18 protein-coding genes and 1 tRNA gene are annotated in these 21,046 nt (G+C 72.2%); 10 read left to right on the top strand and 9 right to left on the bottom strand.

All coding sequences use genetic code 11. The features are described from left to right. Window positions 1-50: 50 nt before the first annotated feature. Window positions 51-1,472 carry an NsdA family TPR-like regulatory protein gene (locus E4U91_RS13090; RefSeq protein WP_137307021.1) on the bottom strand — a complete coding sequence of 474 codons (1,422 nt, stop codon included), beginning with the start codon at window positions 1,470-1,472 and terminating at the stop codon, window positions 51-53. 325 nt (window positions 1,473-1,797) lie between these two features. Between E4U91_RS13090 and E4U91_RS13085 the strand changes: the two genes are divergently transcribed. Both E4U91_RS13085 and E4U91_RS13080 read left to right on the top strand, forming a co-directional pair. Then, entirely contained in the window at window positions 1,798-2,253 is a 456-nt protein-coding gene (locus E4U91_RS13085) for a hypothetical protein (protein WP_174867793.1), read from the top strand. A 52-nt stretch (window positions 2,254-2,305) separates the two neighbouring features. Beyond that, entirely contained in the window at window positions 2,306-3,172 is an 867-nt protein-coding gene (locus E4U91_RS13080) for a spermidine synthase (RefSeq protein ID WP_137307019.1), read from the top strand. A 34-nt stretch (window positions 3,173-3,206) separates the two neighbouring features. Here E4U91_RS13080 and E4U91_RS13075 read toward each other — a convergent pair whose 3' ends face one another. After that, the gene (locus tag E4U91_RS13075) at window positions 3,207-3,731 is read right to left on the bottom strand and encodes a hypothetical protein (RefSeq protein ID WP_137307018.1); all 525 of its coding nucleotides are present in this window, start codon (window positions 3,729-3,731) and stop codon (window positions 3,207-3,209) included. Window positions 3,732-3,828: 97 nt separating this feature from the next. Here E4U91_RS13075 and E4U91_RS13070 point away from each other — a divergent pair, with 97 nt between their 5' ends. The 7 genes from E4U91_RS13070 to E4U91_RS13040 all read left to right on the top strand — a co-directional run bounded on the left by E4U91_RS13070 (window position 3,829) and on the right by E4U91_RS13040 (window position 13,047). Then, window positions 3,829-4,548 carry a response regulator transcription factor gene (locus E4U91_RS13070; RefSeq protein WP_067236204.1) on the top strand — a complete coding sequence of 240 codons (720 nt, stop codon included), beginning with the start codon at window positions 3,829-3,831 and terminating at the stop codon, window positions 4,546-4,548. Continuing rightward, a complete protein-coding gene (locus tag E4U91_RS13065) occupies window positions 4,545-5,951 on the top strand; it encodes a sensor histidine kinase (protein ID WP_137307017.1) in 1,407 nt (468 codons plus the stop codon). Before E4U91_RS13070 ends, E4U91_RS13065 begins: the two co-directional genes overlap by 4 nt. Window positions 5,952-6,084: 133 nt before the next feature. Then, window positions 6,085-7,560 (top strand): glycoside hydrolase family 18 protein, encoded by a 1,476-nt coding sequence (locus E4U91_RS13060; RefSeq protein ID WP_137307016.1) that lies wholly within the window; start codon window positions 6,085-6,087, stop codon window positions 7,558-7,560. 236 nt (window positions 7,561-7,796) lie between these two features. Beyond that, on the top strand, window positions 7,797-9,119 hold the full coding sequence (locus E4U91_RS13055; protein WP_137307015.1) for an ABC transporter substrate-binding protein: 1,323 nt from the start codon (window positions 7,797-7,799) through the stop codon (window positions 9,117-9,119). A gap of 11 nt (window positions 9,120-9,130) precedes the next feature. Beyond that, complete coding sequence (locus E4U91_RS13050) at window positions 9,131-10,111, top strand: carbohydrate ABC transporter permease (protein ID WP_137307014.1); 981 nt, start codon at window positions 9,131-9,133, stop codon at window positions 10,109-10,111. Further along, the gene (locus tag E4U91_RS13045; protein WP_137307013.1) at window positions 10,108-11,010 is read left to right on the top strand and encodes a carbohydrate ABC transporter permease; all 903 of its coding nucleotides are present in this window, start codon (window positions 10,108-10,110) and stop codon (window positions 11,008-11,010) included. The genes E4U91_RS13050 and E4U91_RS13045 overlap by 4 nt, the downstream gene beginning before the upstream one ends. A 27-nt stretch (window positions 11,011-11,037) precedes the next feature. Then, window positions 11,038-13,047, top strand: coding sequence for a beta-galactosidase (locus tag E4U91_RS13040; protein WP_137307012.1), 2,010 nt, complete (start codon window positions 11,038-11,040; stop codon window positions 13,045-13,047). Window positions 13,048-13,167: 120 nt separating this feature from the next. On the opposite strand, the gene E4U91_RS13035 is transcribed toward E4U91_RS13040, so the two are convergent. The 4 genes from E4U91_RS13035 to E4U91_RS13020 all read right to left on the bottom strand — a co-directional run bounded on the left by E4U91_RS13035 (window position 13,168) and on the right by E4U91_RS13020 (window position 18,083). Continuing rightward, entirely contained in the window at window positions 13,168-14,637 is a 1,470-nt protein-coding gene (locus tag E4U91_RS13035) for a GH1 family beta-glucosidase (protein WP_137307011.1), read from the bottom strand. 184 nt (window positions 14,638-14,821) lie between these two features. Then, a complete protein-coding gene (locus E4U91_RS13030; protein ID WP_137301349.1) occupies window positions 14,822-15,724 on the bottom strand; it encodes a carbohydrate ABC transporter permease in 903 nt (300 codons plus the stop codon). Window positions 15,725-15,735: 11 nt separating this feature from the next. Then, window positions 15,736-16,749, bottom strand: coding sequence for a carbohydrate ABC transporter permease (locus E4U91_RS13025; protein ID WP_137307010.1), 1,014 nt, complete (start codon window positions 16,747-16,749; stop codon window positions 15,736-15,738). A gap of 5 nt (window positions 16,750-16,754) precedes the next feature. Beyond that, window positions 16,755-18,083 (bottom strand): ABC transporter substrate-binding protein, encoded by a 1,329-nt coding sequence (locus E4U91_RS13020; RefSeq protein WP_137307009.1) that lies wholly within the window; start codon window positions 18,081-18,083, stop codon window positions 16,755-16,757. A 349-nt stretch (window positions 18,084-18,432) separates the two neighbouring features. Here E4U91_RS13020 and E4U91_RS13015 point away from each other — a divergent pair, with 349 nt between their 5' ends. Continuing rightward, on the top strand, window positions 18,433-19,488 hold the full coding sequence (locus tag E4U91_RS13015; RefSeq protein ID WP_137307008.1) for a LacI family DNA-binding transcriptional regulator: 1,056 nt from the start codon (window positions 18,433-18,435) through the stop codon (window positions 19,486-19,488). An 82-nt stretch (window positions 19,489-19,570) separates the two neighbouring features. Here E4U91_RS13015 and E4U91_RS13010 read toward each other — a convergent pair whose 3' ends face one another. The 3 genes from E4U91_RS13010 to orn form a co-directional block, all read right to left on the bottom strand. Continuing rightward, window positions 19,571-20,071: a GNAT family N-acetyltransferase gene (locus tag E4U91_RS13010; protein WP_137307007.1), complete on the bottom strand. Its 501-nt coding sequence runs from the start codon at window positions 20,069-20,071 to the stop codon at window positions 19,571-19,573. Between the two features lie 141 nt (window positions 20,072-20,212). Next, window positions 20,213-20,285 (bottom strand) — tRNA-His (locus E4U91_RS13005). 110 nt (window positions 20,286-20,395) lie between these two features. Continuing rightward, window positions 20,396-21,004 carry an oligoribonuclease gene (orn, locus tag E4U91_RS13000; protein WP_137307006.1) on the bottom strand — a complete coding sequence of 203 codons (609 nt, stop codon included), beginning with the start codon at window positions 21,002-21,004 and terminating at the stop codon, window positions 20,396-20,398. Between the last annotated feature and the right edge of the window lie 42 nt (window positions 21,005-21,046).

Here is a 21,046-nt window from a genome sequence, read left to right as displayed (position 1 = left end):
CCCGGGGACACCCGGGACATTTGGGGACACCCCAGGGGCGCCCCGCTCGCTCACACCGGCCGCGGCCGGGACGCGTGGCGGTCCAGGAAGTCGGCCACGCCGCCGGCCCGCCGGTGCGGCAGCAGCACCCGGGCCGTGCCCGCCAGCATCGTCTGGATGCGCGACGACTGCACCTGGTCGAGCAGGTCCAGCACGCGCGTCCCGGCCTGCGCGGCCTCGTCCGGGCGGCCGCCGCGCGCGAGGTCGTCGGCGAGTTCCGCCGTGTACAGCGCGATGTTGCGGGTGAAGTGCGGGTCCTGCAGCCTCGCCGCACGCCGCGCGTGCCGGGCCGCGCGCGGCCAGTCCCCGAGGGTGGACCAGCACTGCGCCTCCAGGCCCTCCAGTTCCGCCTCGCCGTAGAAGCTCATCCACTCGGGGTCCTCGTCCGAGGGGCCCCGCCCGAACAGGGCCTGGGCACGCACCAGGGCCTGCTCGCAGCCCGCGCGGTCGGCGAGCCCGGCCCAGCCGCCCGCCTCGCGCAGCGCCAGCAGCGACATCAGCCGCGGCGAACCGAGGGGCCGCGCGGCCCGCTGGGCGGCCTGGGCGGCCCGCACCGCCTCGCGCGGACGGCCGGCGTCGCGGGCGAGGAACGCCGTGTTGCAGAACGCGTGCGCCTCCAGCGCCGGGTCGCCCGTCACGCGCGCGGTGGCGAGCGCCTCCGCGTAGTGCGAGCGGGCGTCGTCGAAGCGGCCCGAGTCGTGTGCCAGCCAGCCCACGGAGATGGCGAGTTCGCCGGCTCCCGCGTGCAGCCGGTCGGCGGTCGCCTGCCGGGTCGCCCCGGCGTCCAGCAGGGCGTAGGCGGCGCGCAGCGGGGCGGCCGCGCGCCGGTAGAGGCCGTCGGCGCCGTGCCGGTCGTCGAGCAGCCGGATCCGGCGGACCGCCTCCTCCAGGGCGCTCACCTGGCCGACCCCCGCGCGGCGCGGGCGCCGCGCGGGGGACGCGTCGAGGGAGAGGCGGAGGGGCCCCAGGGAGGCGGCGGCCACGGTGGCGCCCCCGCCGGTCATGAATGCGCGACGCAGCACGTCGCTCTCCTCGTCGTCGTGGTGCCTGTCGTCCGGGTCGTACGGGTCCTGCGTGTCATACGGCTCGTGCGCCCCGTCCGTCTCAGTGGCGCCCGGCGCGTCCCCGGCGGTGCGCGCCGCGCGTCCGCGGACGGCCGAGCGGGGCGCGAAGCCCAGGTCGGTGAGCGTGCGGCCGGGGAACATGTGCAGGAAGACGCGCTCGTAGGCGTAGTTGGGGCAGCGGATCTCGCCCGCCTCGACCCGGCCGACGTAGCGCGCGTCGCAGCTGACCCGCTCCCCGATCTCGCGCGCGGCCCGGCGGACCAGCGCCGCGAACTCGGCGGGCGAGCGCGGCCCGCGCAGGCGCCGGAAGGCGACGTTGGGCAGGGGTGGCCGGTGGGGCCGGGGTGCGGGCACCGATGACGACGCCATGGCCGGGTCCTCTCGTGCGAACCGTCGAACCATGCCGGGGACCGGGCGAGCCGGTTCCGGATCGGCCGGGGCGTTGGCGGGAACTCCCCGGATCCTCTCGGGACTCCCCGGACGCCCCGGCGGTCCCGCCCTGTTTCCGGCGGGCTAGAACGTACCGGCTGCGGCCGGGCCGCCACACGGCGTTTGGTCACAAATCGGATATAGCCCCCGCGATCTGCCATGAACTGCCATCCTTTGCGGCGCACTTTCGCCGTAGCCGTTGACGGGCTCGCGCGTTGAACCCCGCAGACCGCACAGTGGGTTCCGTTCCGTCGTGGAGGTCGGCGTGGTGACCAGCCAGAACAACGTTCCGTGTGAGCCGTGCGACGTGGTGAGCGTGCCCGCGCGGCAGGGCCTGGAGGCGGTGGACATCCTGCGCCGCGGCCCGGGCGACGGCGTCGGGCCGGTGCTGCACGTCGAGGGCGGCGGGACGCTGGTGTTCGTGGTCCCGGCGGGCACCGCGGCCGGGTGGGACGTACCGGGCAGCACCTGCACCGAGACCGACGGGCGCGGGCTGCGGCTGGAACCGCGCACGGACGCGGAGGGGGCGGACCCGGACGGGCCGCAGGAGGAGGCGCCCGCCGTGAAGGGGCAGGACGTCGCCCTGCCCGCACCGCCCGCGGAGGGCTGCGACTGGCTGCTGCCGCCCGGCGAGGCGGACCTGGCGACCGACCCGGCGGTACTGCGCCGCGCCCTGGGCGAGGCGGCACGGCTCATCGAGGCGGCCGACAGCTGCCGGTGAGCCCGCCCGGTCCCGGTCCGCCCAGGTGTCCGTGTCCTGGGACACTGTCCCCATGGGAAAGGCCAGGAACCCCCGGCGGCGCGGCGCGGCCGACGCGGTCGTCGAGGACGTCGACGGCGGGCTCGCCCGGCTCGAACCGGACCGGGACCGCGCCCGCGCCTGGACCCTGCTGGTGGACGGAGCGCCGCAGTCGCACGTCGACCTCGACGACCCGGCACACCTGTCCTTCGAGTACCAGCGGCGCCTCGGCCACGTGATCGACCTGGTCGCGCCGCCCGGCAGGCCGCTGCGCGCCGTCCACCTCGGCGGCGGCGCCCTGACCCTCGCCCGGTACGTGGCCGCCACCCGGCCGAGGTCCACCCAGCAGGTCGTGGAGCGGGACGGCGCGCTGGTCGCTCTGGTCCGGCGGGAGTTGCCGTGGGACCCGGGCGCGCGGATCCGGGTGCGGACGGCCGACGCCCGGGACGGCCTGGCCAAGGTGGCCGACGGCTGGGCGGACCTGGTGATCGCCGACGTGTTCGCCGGCGCGCGCACGCCCGCCCACCTCACCTCCACGGAGTTCCTCGACGAGGTGCGCCGCACGCTGGCGCCCGGCGGGGTCTACGCCGCCAACCTCGCCGACGGACCGCCCCTGACCCACCTGCGCGGCCAGATCGCCACCGCCGCCGCGCGGTTCGCGGAACTCGCCCTGGTCGCCGACCCGGCGGTGCTGCGCGGCAAGCGCTTCGGCAACGCCGTGCTGGTCGCCGCCGACCGCCCGCTGCCGGTGGCCGAGCTGACCCGCCGGGCCGCCTCCGACCCGCAGCCCGCCCGGCTCGAACACGGCCGGGCGCTGGTCGACTTCACCGGCGGCGCGGCCCCCGTGAGCGACGCCTCGGCGACCGCCTCACCGGTCCCGCCGCCCTCCGTCTTCCGCTGACCCGGGACGGGCCCACGGGCCGGTCCGGGGCCGGTCAGTAGGTGCCCACCTCCACGCGCGGCGGCCCGTCGTGCCAGGTGCAGAACACCGACACGCGGTCCGCGCCCGAGGCGAACTCCACCCGGATCCAGGACGCGGTCGTCCAGGTCTGCATCGACCAGCCGGCCCCGGGCGTCGCGGAGACGAGCGTCGCGGAGGCCGCCCCGATGTCGAAGACCACCCGGCCGCCGTCGGTGTCGTAGCTCTTGATCCGGCCGGACGCGGTGGGGGAGGGAGACGGCGACGCGGAGGGCGAGGTGCGCGGCGCGGACGGGGTCGGCGACGGCTTGCGGGACCTGCTCGGCGAGGGGTCGGGTGACGGGGAGGGCGCCGGGCGGGACGTCGCCGGCACCAGCGGCTCCGCCTCCTGCGCGGCAGTGCCGCCGGCCGTCAACGGCAGGGCGCGGGGCGGGTCGTAGGCGGTGCCGGCCATCACGGTGTGGACGCCCCACCACGACAGCGTGACCGCCGCGCCCGTGGCGAGCGACCACGCGAGTACGTGTACGAGTCCTCTGCGCATCGCGGCCATACTGCCCCAGGAGCACCACAGTTCGCACAGGGGCCGAGTTGTCCACAGGTCCGGACCGGGTCGTGCGGCATGGCGTACGGTGCGGCGCATGGCAAGTGTGCTCGTGGTCGAGGACGACCAGTTCGTACGTTCGGCGCTGATCCGGCACCTCACCGACGCCTCGCACACCGTGCGCAGCGTCGGCACGGCACTGGAGGCGCTGCGCGAGGTCGCCCACGTCCCCTTCGACCTGGTCATCCTGGACCTCGGACTGCCCGACCTGGACGGGTCCGAGGCGCTGAAGATGCTGCGCGGGATCACCGACGTGCCGGTGATCGTCGCGACCGCCCGGGACGACGAGACGGAGATCGTGCGGCTGTTGAACGCCGGCGCGGACGACTACCTCACCAAGCCGTTCTCCGTGGAGCACCTGGCCGCCCGGATGGCCGCCGTGCTGCGGCGGGCCCGGTCCGGCGCCGGTGAGGCCCCCACGGCCGGGGTGCTGCGCGTCGGCGGCCTGACGGTGGACCCGCTGCGCCGCCAGGCCGAGCTGGACGGCGTCCGACTCGACCTGACCCGGCGGGAGTTCGACCTGCTGGCCTTCCTCGCCGGGCGCCCCGGCGTGGTGGTCCCGCGCCGGGAACTGCTGGCCGAGGTGTGGCAGCAGTCCTACGGCGACGACCAGACCATCGACGTCCACCTGTCCTGGCTGCGCCGGAAGCTGGGGGAGACGGCCGCCCGCCCGCGCTACCTGCACACCCTGCGCGGGGTGGGCGTGAAGCTGGAGCCGCCCGGTGAGGGCTCCCGGGGCCTGGAGCAGGCGCGATGAGATGGGCGCTGGTCAAGGTCTGCCTGGCGGTCACCGCCATGGTCGTGGTGGCGTTCGCCGTGCCGCTCGGGCTGGTGGTGCGGGAGATGGCCCGCGACCGTGCCTTCTCCAACGCCGAGCGGGAGGCCGCCGTCCTGGTGCCCGCGCTGTCCATCACCACCGACCGCGAGGAGCTGGAGCGGGTCCTCGCCTCCGCCGGTGCCGGTGACGGCCTCGCCGTGCACCTGCCGGCCGGGGACGGCCGGACCGCCGTCGACCTGGGCCGGCGGCGCGCCGCCGAGGAGGACGTCGCCGCCGTGCGCCGCCTCGGCCGCGCCTCCACCGCCGAGGTGCCCGGCGGCTCCGCGCTGCTGCAGCCCGTCGCGCTCGGCTCCGGGACCGTGGTGATCGAGGTGTTCGTGCCCGAGGCGGAGGTCACCAACGGCGTCGGCACGGCCTGGGCGGTGCTCGCCGCCGTCGGCGCCGCGCTGGTGGTGGGCTCGGTCGCGGTCGCCGACCGGCTGGGCGTGCGCATGGTGCAGCCCGCGCAGCGGCTGGCCGAGGGGGCGCACGAGCTGGGGGAGGGACAGCTCGGGGTGCGGGTCCCCGAGGAGGGCCCGACCGAACTGCGGCGCGCGGCCGTGGCGTTCAACTCGATGGCCGACCAGGTCGTCCAGCTCCTCGCCAACGAGCGGGAGCTGGCCGCCGACCTGTCCCACCGGCTGCGCACCCCGCTGACCGTGCTGCGGCTGAACGCGGCCTCGCTCGGCGACACGCCCGCCGCCGAGCAGACCCGGGCCGCGGTCGCCCAGCTGGAGCGCGAGGTCGACACCATCATCCGCACCGCCCGCGAGGCCAAGCCGCAGACCGCGGCGGCCGGTCCGGGCGCCGGGTGCGACGCCGCCGAGGTCGTCCGGGAGCGGATGGCGTTCTGGTCGGCGCTCGCCGAGGACGAGGACCGCAAGGTGCGCGTGGCCGGAGTGGAGCGGCCGGTGCGCATCCCCGTGGCCCGCGCCGACCTCGCCGCCGCCCTGGACGCCCTGCTGGGCAACGTGTTCCGGCACACCCCCGAGGGCACCGCCTTCGCGGTGGACGTGCACAACGGCGACGACGCGGTGATCGTGCTGGTGTCCGACGCGGGGCCCGGCATCGCCGACCCCGAGTCCGCGATGGCCCGCGGCCGGGGCTCGGGCAGCGACGGCTCGACCGGGCTCGGCCTGGACATCGTGCGCCGGCTCGCCGAGTCGACCGGCGGGGACGTGCGCATCGGCTCGTCGGTGCTCGGCGGCACCGAGGTGCGCCTGTGGATCCAGCTCGACGGACGGGAGAGCGGCCCGTCCCGGCGCGGTCACCGGGGCTCCGTGCGCCGCCGCCGCACCCGCCGGTCGGCCTCCCCCTTTAATCGCTCCCGATCCCATCCTTAAGCGCACCCTAAGATCCCCGCCCCGCGTCCGGCTCGGGCGGTTTGCCCGGTTCCGGATCGCTAGCGTGCTGCCGCGTCCCCGTTCCGGGACCCGCGCACTCCCCCCGTGAACCACGAAGGCAGGCAGGCACGCCATGAGCACGCACCGGCGCAGGATCAGTGGCAGGAACAAGGTGATCGGCGGCGTCGTCGCCGCGGCGGTCATAGGCGGCGGTGTCGTCCTGCTCACCAGCACCGCGCAGGCCGCCGGGATCGGCGCCGCGTACACCCGGACCAGCGACTGGTCGACCGGTTACACCGCGCAGTACGTCGTGACCAACAACAGCGGACAGCAGAAGGCCGACTGGGCGCTGGAGTTCGACCTGCCGTCCGGCGCGCGGCTGAGCTCGCTGTGGAACGGCGAGTCGAGCGTCAGCGGGCAGCACGTCACCGTCAAGCCCCCGAAGTGGGACGGCGACGGGCTGAAGGCCGGTGAGTCGGTCACCGTCGGCTTCGTCGTCAACGGCAGCGCCGACCCCACCGGTTGCCGCATCGACGGCGCGAGCTGCTCCACCGACAGCGGTCCGACCCCCGAGCCCAGCGGCCGCCCGACCCAGACCCCCGTCCCGACGCCGAGCGCGAGCCGGACCCCCACGGCCACTCCCTCCCAGCCGACCGCCCCGGCCACGCCGACCCCCACCGCGAGCCCCTCGCAGTCCACCGGCACCGGCACCACCGCGAGCGCCGGCTTCGCGCCGTACGTCGACACCTCGCTCTACCCGGCCTTCGACCTGATCGGCGCCGCGAACGCCACCGGCGTGAAGAACTACAACCTCGCCTTCGTCACCGACGGCGGCGGCTGCACCCCGAAGTGGGGCGGCGTCACCGACCTCGCGAGCGACGCGGTGGCGTCGCAGATCGGCGCGCTGCGCGCCAAGGGCGGCGACGTCCGGGTCTCCTTCGGCGGGGCCTCCGGCTCCGAGCTGGGCACCACCTGCGGCTCGGCGGACGCGCTGGCGGCGGCGTACGGCAAGGCCGTGGACGCCTACAAGCTCACCAAGGTCGACTTCGACGTCGAGGGCGGCGCGCTGCCCAACACCGCGGCCAACACCCGTCGCGCGCAGGCGATCGCCACGCTCCAGCGTCAGCACCCGGGCCTGGACGTGTCGTTCACCCTGCCGGTGATGCCGGAGGGCCTGACGCAGGACGGCGTGAACCTGCTGGCGGACGCCAAGAAGAACGGCGTGAAGATCTCCGCGGTCAACATCATGGCGATGGACTACGGGCCCGCGTACAGCGGTGACATGGGCACCTACGCCGAGCAGGCCGCCACGGCCACCCAGGCGCAGATCAAGAGCGTCCTGCAGCTCAGCGACAGCGCCGCCTGGAAGGCCGTCGCGGTCACCCCGATGATCGGCGTGAACGACGTCGCCTCCGAGATCTTCAAGGTGGACGACGCCGCCCAGCTCGTCGCCTTCGCCAAGTCCAAGGGCCTGGGCTGGCTGTCGATGTGGTCGGCCACCCGCGACAAGCAGTGCGCGGGCGGCGCGAAGGGCACGGCCGACGCCACGTGCAGCTCGATCGTCCAGGAGCCGTCCGCCTTCTCCAAGGCCTTCGCCGCCTTCAACTGACGCCTGGCCGAACAGGAACGAACACCGCCGAACGGAGACATCCAGCCCGGGTGTCTCCGTTCGGCAATGTCGATTACGTTTCGACAACTGCGCACACCACCCCTTGACGCTGACCGGACATACGACTGTTATTGCGCCACACCGTGTTCGGTCGAGTTGGTTTCTGATTGGTTGAGACCAGGTATGGCCGAACGTGATGTGGTCTTCCCTGGCCCACACCCTCCCAGGAGCCGTCAATGCAGCCGACCCCGTCGATCCCGTCGACCCCGCCGACCTCGCTGTCCCCCGCCCGCCGGACCCTCCTGCGGGGCATGGCCGGTGCCGCCGTCCTCGGGGCGGGCGTCCCCCTGCTGAGCGCGTGCGGCGGCAGCGGCTCGTCGTCCGACCCCAAGACCGTGACGCTGGGCTCGAACCAGTCGGACGCGGTGCCGAAGAAGGCGTACGGGGACATCTACACGGCGTTCACCAAGCAGTCCGGGATCACGGTCAAGGTCAACACCAAGGACCACAACACGTTCCAGGAGCAGATCAACTCGTATCTGCAGGGCACCCCGGACGACGTGTTCAACTGGTTCGCGGGCTACCGCATGCAGTTCTTCGCGAAGAAGGGGCTGGCGTCCCCGATCGACGACGTGTGGCAGAAGATCGCGGGCAACTTCCCCGAGGCCATGCAGAAGCTCAGCAAGGGCGAGGACGGCAAGTACTACTTCGTGCCGCTGACCACGTACCCGTGGGCGGTCTTCTACCGCAGAAGCGTCTTCCAGCAGCACGGCTACCAGGTGCCCACGACGTGGGACGCGTTCGTGGCGCTGTGCAAGCAGATGAAGAAGGACGGCCTGGTGCCGATCGCGTTCGGCGACAAGGACGCCTGGCCCGCGATGGGCACTTTCGACCAGATCAACTTCCGCGTGAACGGCTACGACTTCCACGTCCAGCTGATGGCCGGCAAGGCGTCCTGGACGGACGCCAAGGTCAAGGCGGTCTTCGACCACTGGACGGAGATCCTGCCCTACCACCAGGACGGGTTCATGGGCCGCACCTGGCAGGACGCGGCGCAGACGCTGGTGGCGAAGAAGGCCGGCATGTACGTGCTCGGCTCGTTCGTCGGCCAGCAGTTCACGAACAAGGCGGACCTCGACGACCTGGACTTCTTCGCCTTCCCGGAGATCAACCCGACCTACGGCCAGGAGACCGTGGAGGCCCCCACCGACGGGTTCATGGTGTCGAAGTCGCCGAAGAACCACGACGGCGTCGTCAAGCTGCTGGAGTTCCTCGGCACCCCCGCCGCCGAGGAGATCTACCTCAAGGGCGACCCGAGCGTGGTGGCCGCCTCCGCCAAGGCCTCGACCGCCTCGTACACGCCGCTGCAGAAGAAGGCGTTCGAGATGATCTCCGGCGCCAAGAGCCTCACCCAGTTCATGGACCGCGACTCGCGCCCCGACTTCACCTCCACGGTGATGCAGCCCGGACTGCAGAAGTTCCTGCAGAACCCCAAGGGCGTGGACAGTCTGCTCTCGTCGATCGAGCGGCAGAAGAAGACCATCTTCGCGTCCGAGTGAGCGCGCGCGAGATGGCGACCGACACCCCCACGAAGTCCCCGGAGGCGGCCGCCGTGCCGCCTCCGCGGCGCGCCTCCGGCACCGGGCGGGACCGGCAGGGGCACAAGCGCCTGCTGACCCGCCGCGACCGGATCACCCTGGGCCTGATGGCCGGGGTGCCGACCGTGCTGCACGTGGCCCTGGTCTGGGTCACCGCGATCGCGTCGATCTTCCTGGCCTTCACCACCTGGGACGGCATCGGCTTCGACTCCATCAAGTGGGTCGGACTGCAGAACTTCACCCAGCTGTTCGACGACAACCCGCAGTTCTGGCCGGCCGTCCAGCACAACGTCATCTGGTTCGTGGTGCTCATCCTCGTCCCGACCCCGTTCGGGCTGTTCCTCGCGGTCCAGCTGGACAAGCGGATCCGCTTCAGCCGGGTCTACCAGACGGCGTTCTTCCTGCCCGTGGTCATCTCCATGGCCTGCATCGGCTTCGTCTGGCAGCTCGTCTACAACCCCGACACCGGGCTGATCAACAGCATCATCGGGGCCAACGAGCCGGGCCACTACATCGACTGGATCGGCGACCCCGACCTCAACCTGTGGGCGGTGCTGGTCGCGGCCTCCTGGCGGCACACCGGCTACATGATGATCCTCTACCTGGCCGGCCTGAAGAGCGTCGACCCCTCGCTGCGGGAGGCCTCCGCGCTGGACGGCGCCAACGAGTGGCAGACGTTCAAGAGCGTCATCTTCCCGACCCTGCGCCCGACCAACACCGTCGTGCTGGTCGTGACGATCATCGAGGCGCTGCGCGCCTTCGACCTCGTCTTCGTGTTCAACAAGGGCGCCCAGGGCACCGAGCTGCTGTCGATCCTGGTCACCAACAACATCATCGGCGAGTCCAGCCGCATCGGGTACGGCTCGGCGATCGCGGTGGTCCTGCTGGTGATCTCGCTGATCGTGATCATCCCCTACCTGATCGCGACCTTCCGGAAGGAGCGGCGCGCATGAGCACCCTGAGCACGCCGGCCGGCGCCCCGCCCGCCAAGCGGCGCACCCCCGTGCGCCCCGCCCGCGTCCTGCTGCACGTCTTCCTGGCCGGCACCGCGCTGGCCTGGCTGGCACCGCTGCTGTGGGCCGTCTTCTCCGCACTGCGCCCCTACAGCGAGACCAGCACCAAGGGGTACGTCTCCTGGCCGGACACGCTGAGCCTGGACAACTTCACCCACGCCTTCGAGCAGTCGGACATGCTGCACTACTTCGGCAACACACTGCTCATCGCGGTGCCGGCCGTGCTGCTGACGCTGTTCCTGTCGTCGATGGTGGCCTTCTACGTCAGCCGCTTCGACTTCCGGCTCAACCTGGCGCTGCTGCTGGTGTTCACCGCCGGCAACCTGCTGCCCCAGCAGGTCATCATCACCCCGCTGTACCGGATGTACCTGCTGACCGACCTGCCGGGCATCACCGCCAGCGGCAAGCTGTACGACTCGGCGCTCGGCCTGGTGCTGATCCACGTGGCGTTCCAGTCCGGGTTCTGCGCCTTCGTGCTGTCGAACTACATGCGCTCCCTGCCGCACGAGCTGACCGAGGCCGCGCTGGTGGACGGGGCGTCGGCGTGGCGCCTGTACTGGCAGATCACGCTCCCGCTGTGCAAGCCCGCGATGGCCGCCCTGGCCACCCTGCTGTCCATCTGGATCTACAACGACTTCTTCTGGGCGCTGGTGCTGATCTCCACCGGCGACAACATGCCGATCACCTCGGCGCTGAACAACCTGTCCGGGCAGTACTTCACCGACCCCAACCTGGTCGCCGCGGGCGCCCTGCTCACCGCGATCCCCACCCTGATCGTGTACTTCCTGCTCCAGCGGCAGTTCGTCAGCGGCCTCACCCTCGGCTCCGCCAAGGGCTGACGCGCCCGCACCCCGAAAAGGACCACCGTGAAGCGCACCCTGTCCGTGTCCGGAATCGCCTACGGCGGCGACTACAACCCCGAGCAGTGGCCCGAGGAGGTGTGGGCCGAGGACATGCGCCTGATGCGCGAGGCCGGGGTGAACATGGTCAGCGTCGGCATCTTCGCCTGGGCCCTGCTGGAGCCCTCCGAGGGCGTGTACGACTTCTCGCGCCTGGACAAGGTCCTGGACCTCCTGCACGAGAACGGCATCGCCGCCGACCTCGCCACGCCCACCGCGGCCCCGCCCGCCTGGTTCTTCCGCGCCCACCCGCGGGCGCTGCCCGTCGACCGGGACGGCCGCACCCTGTCCTACGGCAGCCGCCAGACGTTCTGCCCGTCCAGCCCCGCCTACCGGCAGGCCGCGCTGCGCATCGCGGGCGCCCTCGCCGAGCGGTACGCCGACCACCCCGCGGTCCGCATGTGGCACGTCCACAACGAGTACGGCTGCCACAACGCCGAGTGCTACTGCGACACCAGCGCGGCCGCCTTCCGTATCTGGCTGCGGGACCGGTACGGCGACGACCTGGAGGCCCTCAACACCGCCTGGGGCACCACCTTCTGGAGCCAGTGGTACTACGACTGGGAGGAGGTCCTGCCGCCCCGCGCGACGGGCGCGGTGCCCAACCCCACCCACCGGCTGGACTGGCGCCGCTTCTGCTCCGACGCGCTGCTGTCCCTGTGCCGGGCCGAGGTGGCGGTGCTGCGCGAGGCGGCCCCTGAGGTCCCCGCCACCACCAACTTCATGGTCATGCCCGCCTTCGACGCCCTCGACTACTGGCGCTGGGCACCGGAGCTGGACGTGGTGTCCAACGACCACTACCTGTTCTCCACCGACCCCGAGCCGTACGTCGACCTAGCGCTCAGCGGCGACCTCGTGCGCTCCCTCGCGGGCGGTGCACCGTGGCTGCTGATGGAGCACTCCACCGGCGCCGTGAACTGGCAGCCGGTCAACCGGGCCAAGAACCCCGGTGAGTTGCGGCGCAACGCCCTCGCCCACGTGGCCCGGGGCGCGGACGGCGTCGCCTACTTCCAGTGGCGGGCCGCCCGGGCGGGCGCCGAGCAGTGGCATTCGGCGATGCTGCCCCACGCGGGCACCGACAGCCGCATCTGGCAGGACGTGGTCCGCCTCGGCGCCGACCTGGCGGCGCTCGCCGAGGTCAAGGGCAGCCGCAGCCCCGCCGACGTGGCCGTCGTCTGGGACTGGGACGCCCGCTGGGCCGTGGAACTGCCGTCCCAGCCCAGCGAGGAGGTCCGCTTCCTCGACCGGGTCCGCTCCTGGTACGAGCCGCTGTGGCGGGCCGGTGTCGCGGTGGACTTCGTCCGCCCGGACGCCGACCTGTCCGCGTACCGCCTGGTGCTGGCGCCCAGCCTGTACCTGGTGGACGACGCGGGCGCCGCCAACCTGACCGCCCACGCCGCCCGGGGCGGCACCCTCGCGGTCGGCTTCCACAGCGGCATGGTGGACGCCTCCTGCCACGTCCGGCCGGGCGGCTACCCGGGCGCCTTCCGCGAGGCCCTGGGCGTGCGCACCGACGAGCTCTTCCCGCTGCTGCCGGGCGAGACGCGCACCCTGACCGGCGGCGGCACGGCCACCCTCTGGTCGGAGCGGGTGCGCCTGGCCGGGGCGCGGGCGGTCACGGCGTACGCGGACGGCCCGCTGGCCGGGGTGCCCGCGGTGACCCGCCACACCCACGGCGAGGGCACCGCCTGGTACGTGGCGACCCACCCGGACGCGGCCACCCTCGGCGAGCTGCTGCTCGGCATGTGCGCCGAGGCCGGCGTACGGCCCGTCCTGGACGGGGTGCCCGAGGGCGTGGAGGCCGCCCGGCGGCGCGGCGAGGACGCCGACTACCTCTTCCTCATCGACCACGGCGGCGACGGCGCCCGCGTCCGGGTCCCGGAGGAGGCCACCGAACTCCTCACCGGCACCCCCCTGCCCGACGGCCTGGTCGAGATCGGCGCCGGCGAGGTGGCCGTGGTCCGCGTCCCGCGCTGAGCCGGGCACACAGCAGGGCGCGGCACGCCCCCACGACGTGCCGCGCCCCGTCCCCCGACCTCCCCCTGCCACCCCGGACTCCGCCACCCTCAGGCGGGTCCGGGGGGTTCTCGTGCCGCCCTACCGCGCGTCGACCTCCGGGAGCACGCCCGTGCGGGCGGCCCGCTCGTACCAGCGCGCGCTGGACTTCGGGGTCCGCTCCAGCGTCGCGTAGTCCACGTACACCGCGCCGAACCGCTTCTCGTAGCCGTACGCCCACTCGAAGTTGTCCATCAGCGACCACAGGAAGTAGCCGCGCACGTCGGCGCCGTCGGTGATGGCGCGGCGGACCGCCGCGAGGTGGCCGTGCAGGTAGGCGATGCGCTCCGGGTCGTGCACGGTGCCGTCGGCGGCGGGCTTGTCGTCGTAGGCCGCGCCGTTCTCGGTGATGTAGATCGGCAGGCCGGGGGCCTCGCGCGTGTAGCGCATGATCAGCTCGTGCAGCCCGGACGGGTCGACCGACCAGCCCATCTCCGTGCGGTCGCCCGGCGTCTGGTGGAACGCCACGTCGTCCGAGGCCGGCCAGGGCGAGTGCTCGCTGGCCCCGTGGCCGTCCGCCCGCGGACCGCTCAGCTGCGGGTCCGCCGCCGACACCAGGGTGGGCGTGTAGTAGTTCAGGCCCAGCGCGTTCAGCGGCTGGTGGATGACCTCCAGGTCGCCGTCCTGGACGAACGACCAGTCGGTCACCGAACGGGTCGCCTCGAACAGCGACTTGGGGTAGGCGCCGTGCAGGATCGGGCCGTGGAACACGCCGTTGGCCAGGTCGTCGATCTTGCGGGCCGCGGCCACGTCGGCCGGGTCCTGCGAAAGGGGCCGCACGACCGAGGAGTTGAGGCTGATCGCCACCTCGTTGCGGGTCGGCATCACCGAGCGCAGCGCCGACGTGGCGAGCCCGTGCGCCAGGTTGAGGTGGTGGGCGGCGCGCAGCGAGGCCGCCGGGTCGGTACGGCCGGGCGCGTGCACCCCGGAGCCGTAGCCCAGGAAGGCGCTGCACCACGGCTCGTTGAGGGTGATCCAGTGCTCCACCCGGTCGCCGAGCGCCTCGCCGACGATCTGCGCGTACTCGGCGAAGCGGTACGCGGTGTCGCGCTCCGGCCAGCCGCCCGCGTCCTCCAGCTCCTGCGGCAGGTCCCAGTGGTAGAGCGTGACCGCGGGGGTGATGCCGTGCTGCAGCAGCTCGTCCACCAGGCGCCGGTAGAAGTCCAGGCCCACCTGGACGGCCGGCCCGCGGCCCGTCGGCTGCACCCGCGACCAGGAGACCGAGAAGCGGTACGCCGTCAGACCGAGGTCCGCCATCATCGCCACGTCCTCGCGGTAGCGGTGGTAGTGGTCGACAGCGATGTCACCGGTCTCGCCGCCCGCGGTCTTGCCGGGCGTGTGGCTGAACGTGTCCCAGATCGACGGCGTACGGCCGTCCTCCCGCACCGCGCCCTCGATCTGGTAGGCGGACGTCGCCGCGCCCCAGAGGAAGGCGGGGGGGAAGGTCACCGGGCTCTCCGGTGCTGCCGGGCTCACCAGGATCGGGGTCTCCGGCTGTGCGGACTCAGGCATGGAAGCGCTCCCAAAGTGGTCGTCTAGACCTACGGAGGACGAAGGGGAAGAACAGGGGGTGGGGAGGGGGAGGAGGAAGAGAACGAAGAGAAGGAGGGGGAGGCGGCGGGAGGGCGGAAGGAAAAGGGGCCGAGGCGACGGTGACCCGGCCCCCTGGGGAACGGCGCACAGGACGGGCGGCGGCTCAGCCCTTCACGGCGCCCTGCATGATCCCGCCCACGATCTGCTTGCCGAAGATCGCGAAGACCAGCAGCAGCGGCAGCGTGCCGAGCAGCGCGCCCGCCATGATCAGCGACTGGTCGGGCGTGTAGCCACGGCCCAGCCCCGCCACCGCGACCTGCACGGTCGGGTTGCCGGTCTGGGTCAGCACCAGGAACGGCCACAGGAAGTCGTTCCAGGTCTGCACGAACATCAGCATGCCCAGCACCGCCATCGCGGGCCGCGCCGCGGGGAAGACGATGTGCCACACCACGCGCCAGCTGCTCGCGCCGTCCATCCGGGCCGCCTCGATCAGCTCGTCCGGCAGCGCCTGGATCAGGTACTGGCGCATGAAGAACACACCGAACGCGCTCACCAGCGACGGGAAGATGACCGCCTGGAGCTGGTCGGTCCAGTCGAGCTTGGCGACCATCATGTACAGCGGGATCACGCTGAGCTGCGGCGGCACCATCATCGTGCCGATCACCAGCAGCATCAGCGCGCCACGGCCGCGGAAGCGCAGCTTGGCGAAGGCGAACCCGGCGATCGTCGACAGGAAGACGATGGTCAGCGCCGACACGCCCGCCACGAAGGTGGTGTTGACGAACGCCTCGCCCAGGTTCGCGTCGGTCCAGGCCACGTCCAGGTTGTGGAAGAGGTTGGAGCCGAACCAGAACGGCGGCGGGGTCTGCGCCAGCCGGTTGTTGTCCCGGGAGGCGGCGATCGCCGTCCACACCAGCGGGAACAGCGAGCCGATGGAGAACAGGACCAGGATCGCGTAGGCGATCGGGCCCCCGTGCATGTGCCCGCCGGCCCGGGCGGCACGGGGCTTGCGGGACTTGCGCACGGGCGGCGCTGCGTCCTCGGGTTTCGTCAGGGTCGTCGTCACGGCCGTACTCCTTAACTACTGGCGCGCAGCCGGCGCGAGATGACGTAGTTGACGATGCCGATCACGATGAGGATCAGGAACATCGTCCAGGCGATCGCCGAGGCCCGGCCGAGGTGCTGGTTCACCCAGCCCTGCTCGTACAGGTACAGGCCCAGCGTCTGGAACTGGTGCTCCGCGCCGCCCGACGCGCCCTTGTTCGCGTCGAACAGCAGCGGCTCGCCGAAGACCTGGCTCGCGCCGATCGTCGAGACGACCGCCGTGAACAGGATGGTGGGCCGCAGCGACGGCAGCGTCACGTGCAGGAACTGCTGCCAGCGGCTGGCGCCGTCCAGCGCCGCCGACTCGTACAGGTCCTGCGGGATCGCCTGCATCGCCGCCAGGTAGATCAGCGCGTTGTAGCCGGTCCAGCGCCAGATGATGATCGAGGAGACCGCGATCTTCGAGGCCCAGTGGTCGTTCTGCCAGTCGACCTTGCCGATGCCGACCTGGTCCAGAGCCCAGTTGATCATGCCGTAGTCGCGCCCGAAGAGCAGCACGAACACCAGGGAGGCGGCGGCGATCGAGGTGGCGTACGGCGCGAGCATCACGACCCGGTAGAAGGTCGAGGCGCGCAGCTTGTAGTTGAGGATGTGGGCGATGCCCATGGCCATCAGCAGCTGCGGGACCGTGGAGATGATCCCGATCAGCAGGGTGTTCTTCGCCGCGTTCCAGAAGAATTCGTCGTCGAAGATCCGCGTGTAGTTGCGCAGTCCCACCCACGTCATGTCGGTGGGCGCGGTCAGCTCCACCTGGTGCAGCGACGCCCAGCCGGTGTAGATCAGCGGGAACAGGCCGAAGGCCAGGAACAGCACGAAGAACGGCGAGACGAACGCGTAGGGGCTCCAGCGCAGGTCGCGCTGCCAGCGGCGGGAGAGCCGGGCACGCCGGCGCCTGTCCGCCTCCGTCGGCCCGGTGCCCGGGGCCGGGCGGCCCGGGGCCGCGCCCCCCTCAGCGGGGGGCGCGGCGATGTCGTGACGGGTGGACATACGGGTCACTTGTCCAGGTTGTTGTCGATGGTCTTGGTGGCCGTCTTCCAGGCCTCCTCGGGCGACTTGCCCTTGGTGACGAGGATGACGCCGTTGTCGGTCAGACCCTGCTGGATGATCTGGTCCTTCGGGCCGATCACCTGCACGGGGATCTGCTTGGCGGCCGCACCGAAGATCTCACCGATCGGGGTGTCACCCGTCATGTCGTTCTTGGCGCTGGTCACCTCCGACATGGTGTACGTGCTCGGCGCGCTCGGGAAGGAGCCCTGCACGGCGAACAGCTTCGCCTGCTGCGCCGGCGCGGTCAGCCAGGCCACCAGCTCCTGGGCCTCCTTGGCGTGCTTGGCGCTCTTGGGCACCGACAGGAAGGAACCGCCCCAGTTGCCGGACTTCGGCGCCACGGCGACGTCCCACTTGCCGGCCGCGTCGGGCTTCGACTTGCCCTTGATGTAGCCGAGCATCCAGGGCGGGCAGGCCATCGCGGCGAACTTGGTGTTGGCGATGGTCTGGTCCCAGGTGGGCTGGAACTGGGTCTGGGCGCCCACCAGGCCCTCCTGGGCGGCCTTCGCGGTGAGGGTGAAGGCGTTCTTCACGGCCGGGTTCGTCTTGTAGATGACGTTGCCGGACTCGTCGTAGAACTTCTTCTCCTCGCTGCTGAGGACGGCGTTGAGCAGGCCGCCGGGGGAGTCCCAGAAGGTGGTGCCCTTGGGGGCCTTCTTCTTGTACGTCTCACCGGCGGTGACCAGCTTGTTCCAGTCACCGGCCCACAGCTTGGCGACCTCGTTGCGGTCGGTGGGCAGACCGGCCTGCTGGAAGAGGTCCTTGCGGTAGCAGACGGCCATCGGGCCGATGTCGGTGCCCAGGCCCACGGTCTGGCCGTCCTTGGTGGTGGCCTGCTGCCACTTCCAGTCCAGCCAGTTGCTCTTGTTCACGCCCGAAACCTTGGACAGGTCCGTGAGCTTGCCCGCCTGGGTGGAGACGATCTCCGAGATGTTGCCCACCTCGACGGCCTGGACGTCCTGCAGGCCGCTGTTCGTGGTGAGGTGGTTGAGGAGGGCGGGGTAGTAGTTCTCGTTGCGCTCGACGACGTTCTCGGCGATCTTGATGTTCGGGTGCAGCTTCTCGTACTCGGTGTAGAGTCCGGCTTCCTTGAAGCCGAACGTACCGAAAAGGCCCAGCGTGACCGTGGTCTTGCCGCTGCCGCCACCGGACGACGACCCGTCCGAGTCGCTGTCGTTGCCGTCGTCGGCACAGCCGGCCAGCAACCCGGCGCCGAGCGACGCCACCGCCGCCAGGACTACCGCCCGGCGGGCGGTACGGGTGAATGCTCGCATTGCGTCCTCCTGTTGCCCTGACGTGCCGACCCCCCGGCCAACTGCATTGTTGGGCCCGTTAGTTCACGCTTGCGGCTCGGGCGGGGAACGTGCGGGATATGTATGTGCCAGGTACTGTGGGAGCGCTCCCACAAGTGATGTGTTGAAGAGTCGTCGGTTCGGGCGGGGGTGTCAAGGGTGGTGACGCGCGAAGGTGCGTTCAGTTATCGGCCTGTTAACTAACGCGGCGAGCGGTACGTTTCGTACGGGGGCCGCCGGACCCATCATCCGCCCAGGTGGCGGTGGTGCCCATGGACGCGACTGTTAGATTCCAGGCCAGCGCGTTGACGACGGCGGGAAGGCGGAGCCCATGGCAGGCCACGGAGCGCGGGGGCGGAGCGGCGGCAGGCCGACCCTGGAAGAGGTCGCCGCGCGCGCCGGCGTGGGCCGCGGCACGGTCTCCCGGGTGATCAACGGCTCCCCGCGGGTGAGCGACACCACGCGCGCCGCGGTCGAGGCGGCCGTCGCCGAGCTCGGCTACGTCCCCAACACCGCGGCCCGCGCCCTGGCCGCCAACCGCACGGACGCGATCGCGCTGGTCGTGCCCGAGCCGGAGACCCGCTTCTTCGCCGAGCCGTACTTCTCCGACATGCTGCGCGGTGTGGGCGCCGAACTGTCCGAGACCGAGATGCAGTTGCTGCTGATCTTCGCGGGCAGCGACCGGGAGCGGCAGCGCCTCGCGCAGTACCTCGCGGCCCACCGCGTCGACGGGGTGCTGCTGGTCTCCGTGCACGCCGACGACCCGCTGCCGGACCTGCTGTCCCAGCTGGAGATCCCCGCGGTGATCTCCGGCCCGAGGTCCGAGGCGGAGACCCTGCCCTCGGTCGACTCCGACAACTACGGCGGCGGCCGCTCGGCCGTGGAACACCTGCTGTCCGGCGGCCGCCGCCTCATCGCCCACATCACCGGCCGCCTGGACGTCTACGGCGCCCAGCGCCGCGTCGACGGCTACCGCGACGCCCTGCGCGACGCCGGGCACGAGGTGCGGGAGTCCCTGGTGGAGCAGGGTGACTTCACCGAAGAGGGCGGCCGCCGCGCGATGACCGAGCTGCTCGCCCGCCACCCCGACCTGGACGCGGTCTTCGCCGGCTCGGACGTGATGGCGGCGGGCGCCCGGCAGGTGCTGCGCGAGGTCGGCCGGCGCATCCCCGAGGACGTCGCGCTCGTCGGTTACGACGACTCGGCCATCGCCCGCCACATGGACCCGCCGCTGACCAGCGTGCGCCAGCCGATCGAGGAGATGGGCCGCCGCATGCTGGACCTGCTCCTCACCGAGATCGCGGACCGCCGGCCGGCGGTGTCGCGGGGGCTGGAGCGCCGCCGGGTCGTGCTGGCGACGGAGCTGGAGGTACGGGCCTCGTCCTGACCGGCGGCCGGGGGAGCTCGCGCCGTACGCGGTTCCCCGGCCGCCCGCAGGACGGCCGTTGTGCCCGGCTCCGCCGCTGCGCCTACGGCAGGTCCAGGCGCCAGCGCGTCTCGCCGTCCTGCTGCTCGTCGGTCGGGGCCAGGCCCGCCGCCCCGGCGACCGCGGCCGAGGCGTGGTGCCCGGGGTGGATGTGGGCCACGACGGTCCGCACGCCCCGCTCGCGCAGCCGGCCGACCAGTGACCGGGCTGCCTCGGCGGCGTACCCGCGCCCCTGCCAGGGCGTCCCCACCACCCAGGCCACCTCGGCCCGTCCGGCACCCGGGGTGACCGTGGCCTGGACGGTGCCCACCAGGGCCCCCTCCTCCCGGGCCCGTACGACCCAGTTGCACCAGGACACGGCCGGGTCGGGGGACCCGGCGGCCAGGCGCTCGTAGCGCCGGCGCAGCTCGTCGGGCGTGGCGGGGGAGCCGCCGATGAACGCGTACAGCTCCGGGTCGGCGAGCACGGCGGCCATCTCGGCGGCGTGATCGGGGCGCAGCGGCAGGAGGTCCAGACGGGCGGTGACGATCGGCTCGGGACGCATCCGGCGAGGGTACGGGGGCGGGCGCGGCGCAGGGCGCGGGTTTTCCGGAGCGGAGTCCGGAGGTGGAGTCCGGAGAACGGGTCGGCCCGGGAAACGCATCAGCCGGTGACCTCCACGAGAGGTCACCGGCTGATGACGAAGGGTGAGTGACGGGACTCGAACCCGCGGCATCCTGGACCACAACCAGGTGCTCTACCAGCTGAGCTACACCCACCATGACCGGCGGTTCGACTTCGTCGTTTCCCCGACCGGCCGAGAAAAAGTGTACAGGGTCCGAAGGGGTGCTCGCGCCCGGCTTTCCCGGGGCCCCAGGCGGGGGGCCGGTCAGCCCTGCTGAGCAGGAAGGACGTGCTTGGCGGCGATGGTGCGGGCGGTGTCGGAGTCGGGGCCCGGCTGGGGCACGAAGATGGCCTCGCGGTAGTACCGGAGTTCGGCGATGGACTCGCGGATGTCGGCGAGCGCGCGGTGGTTGCCGTTCTTCTCCGGGCTGTTGAAGTACGCCCGGGGGTACCAGCGGCGGGCCAGCTCCTTGACGGAGGAGACGTCGACGATGCGGTAGTGGAGGTAGTCCTCCAGGGTCGGCATGTCCCGCAGCAGGAAGCCGCGGTCGGTGCCGACGGAGTTGCCGCACAGGGGCGCCTTGCCGGGCTCCTTGACGTGTTCGCGGATGTAGGCGAGGACCTGCTCCTCGGCGTCCGCGAGCGTCGTGCCGCCGGGCAGCTCGGCGAGCAGGCCGGACGTGGTGTGCATCTGACGCACGACCTCCGGCATCGTCTCCAGCGCCGCGTCGGGCGGCCGGATGACGATGTCCACCCCGTCGCCGAGGATGTTCAGCTCGGAGTCGGTGACGAGGGCGGCAACCTCGATGAGCGCGTCGTCGGACAGCGAGAGGCCGGTCATCTCGCAGTCGATCCACACCATGCGATCGTTCATGCGACCACCCTAAGGCTGACGCCGCGCTTTGCGGACGTCCCG

The sequence above is a fragment of the Streptomyces lasalocidi genome, assembly GCF_005280215.1.
In the GTDB taxonomy this organism is placed as follows: Bacteria; Actinomycetota; Actinomycetes; order Streptomycetales; family Streptomycetaceae; genus Streptomyces; species Streptomyces longwoodensis.
Note: the sequence above shows the minus strand (reverse complement) of the source record. Positions and strands in the feature narration are given on the sequence as shown.

Excerpts from the sequence above, each read along its gene's own strand:
- E4U91_RS13010 (WP_137307007.1), bottom strand. The coding sequence starts at position 20,071 with ATGCGTCCCGAGCCGATCGTCACCGCCCGTCTGGACCTCCTGCCGCTG.
- E4U91_RS13015 (WP_137307008.1), top strand. The coding sequence starts at position 18,433 with ATGGCAGGCCACGGAGCGCGGGGGCGGAGCGGCGGCAGGCCGACCCTG.
- E4U91_RS13075 (WP_137307018.1), bottom strand. The coding sequence starts at position 3,731 with ATGCGCAGAGGACTCGTACACGTACTCGCGTGGTCGCTCGCCACGGGC.
- E4U91_RS13065 (WP_137307017.1), top strand. The coding sequence starts at position 4,545 with ATGAGATGGGCGCTGGTCAAGGTCTGCCTGGCGGTCACCGCCATGGTC.
- E4U91_RS13020 (WP_137307009.1), bottom strand. The coding sequence starts at position 18,083 with ATGCGAGCATTCACCCGTACCGCCCGCCGGGCGGTAGTCCTGGCGGCG.
- E4U91_RS13055 (WP_137307015.1), top strand. The coding sequence starts at position 7,797 with ATGCAGCCGACCCCGTCGATCCCGTCGACCCCGCCGACCTCGCTGTCC.
- E4U91_RS13025 (WP_137307010.1), bottom strand. The coding sequence starts at position 16,749 with ATGTCCACCCGTCACGACATCGCCGCGCCCCCCGCTGAGGGGGGCGCG.
- E4U91_RS13080 (WP_137307019.1), top strand. The coding sequence starts at position 2,306 with ATGGGAAAGGCCAGGAACCCCCGGCGGCGCGGCGCGGCCGACGCGGTC.
- E4U91_RS13070 (WP_067236204.1), top strand. The coding sequence starts at position 3,829 with ATGGCAAGTGTGCTCGTGGTCGAGGACGACCAGTTCGTACGTTCGGCG.
- orn (WP_137307006.1), bottom strand. The coding sequence starts at position 21,004 with ATGAACGATCGCATGGTGTGGATCGACTGCGAGATGACCGGCCTCTCG.
- E4U91_RS13060 (WP_137307016.1), top strand. The coding sequence starts at position 6,085 with ATGAGCACGCACCGGCGCAGGATCAGTGGCAGGAACAAGGTGATCGGC.
- E4U91_RS13045 (WP_137307013.1), top strand. The coding sequence starts at position 10,108 with ATGAGCACCCTGAGCACGCCGGCCGGCGCCCCGCCCGCCAAGCGGCGC.
- E4U91_RS13035 (WP_137307011.1), bottom strand. The coding sequence starts at position 14,637 with ATGCCTGAGTCCGCACAGCCGGAGACCCCGATCCTGGTGAGCCCGGCA.
- E4U91_RS13090 (WP_137307021.1), bottom strand. The coding sequence starts at position 1,472 with ATGGCGTCGTCATCGGTGCCCGCACCCCGGCCCCACCGGCCACCCCTG.
- E4U91_RS13050 (WP_137307014.1), top strand. The coding sequence starts at position 9,131 with ATGGCGACCGACACCCCCACGAAGTCCCCGGAGGCGGCCGCCGTGCCG.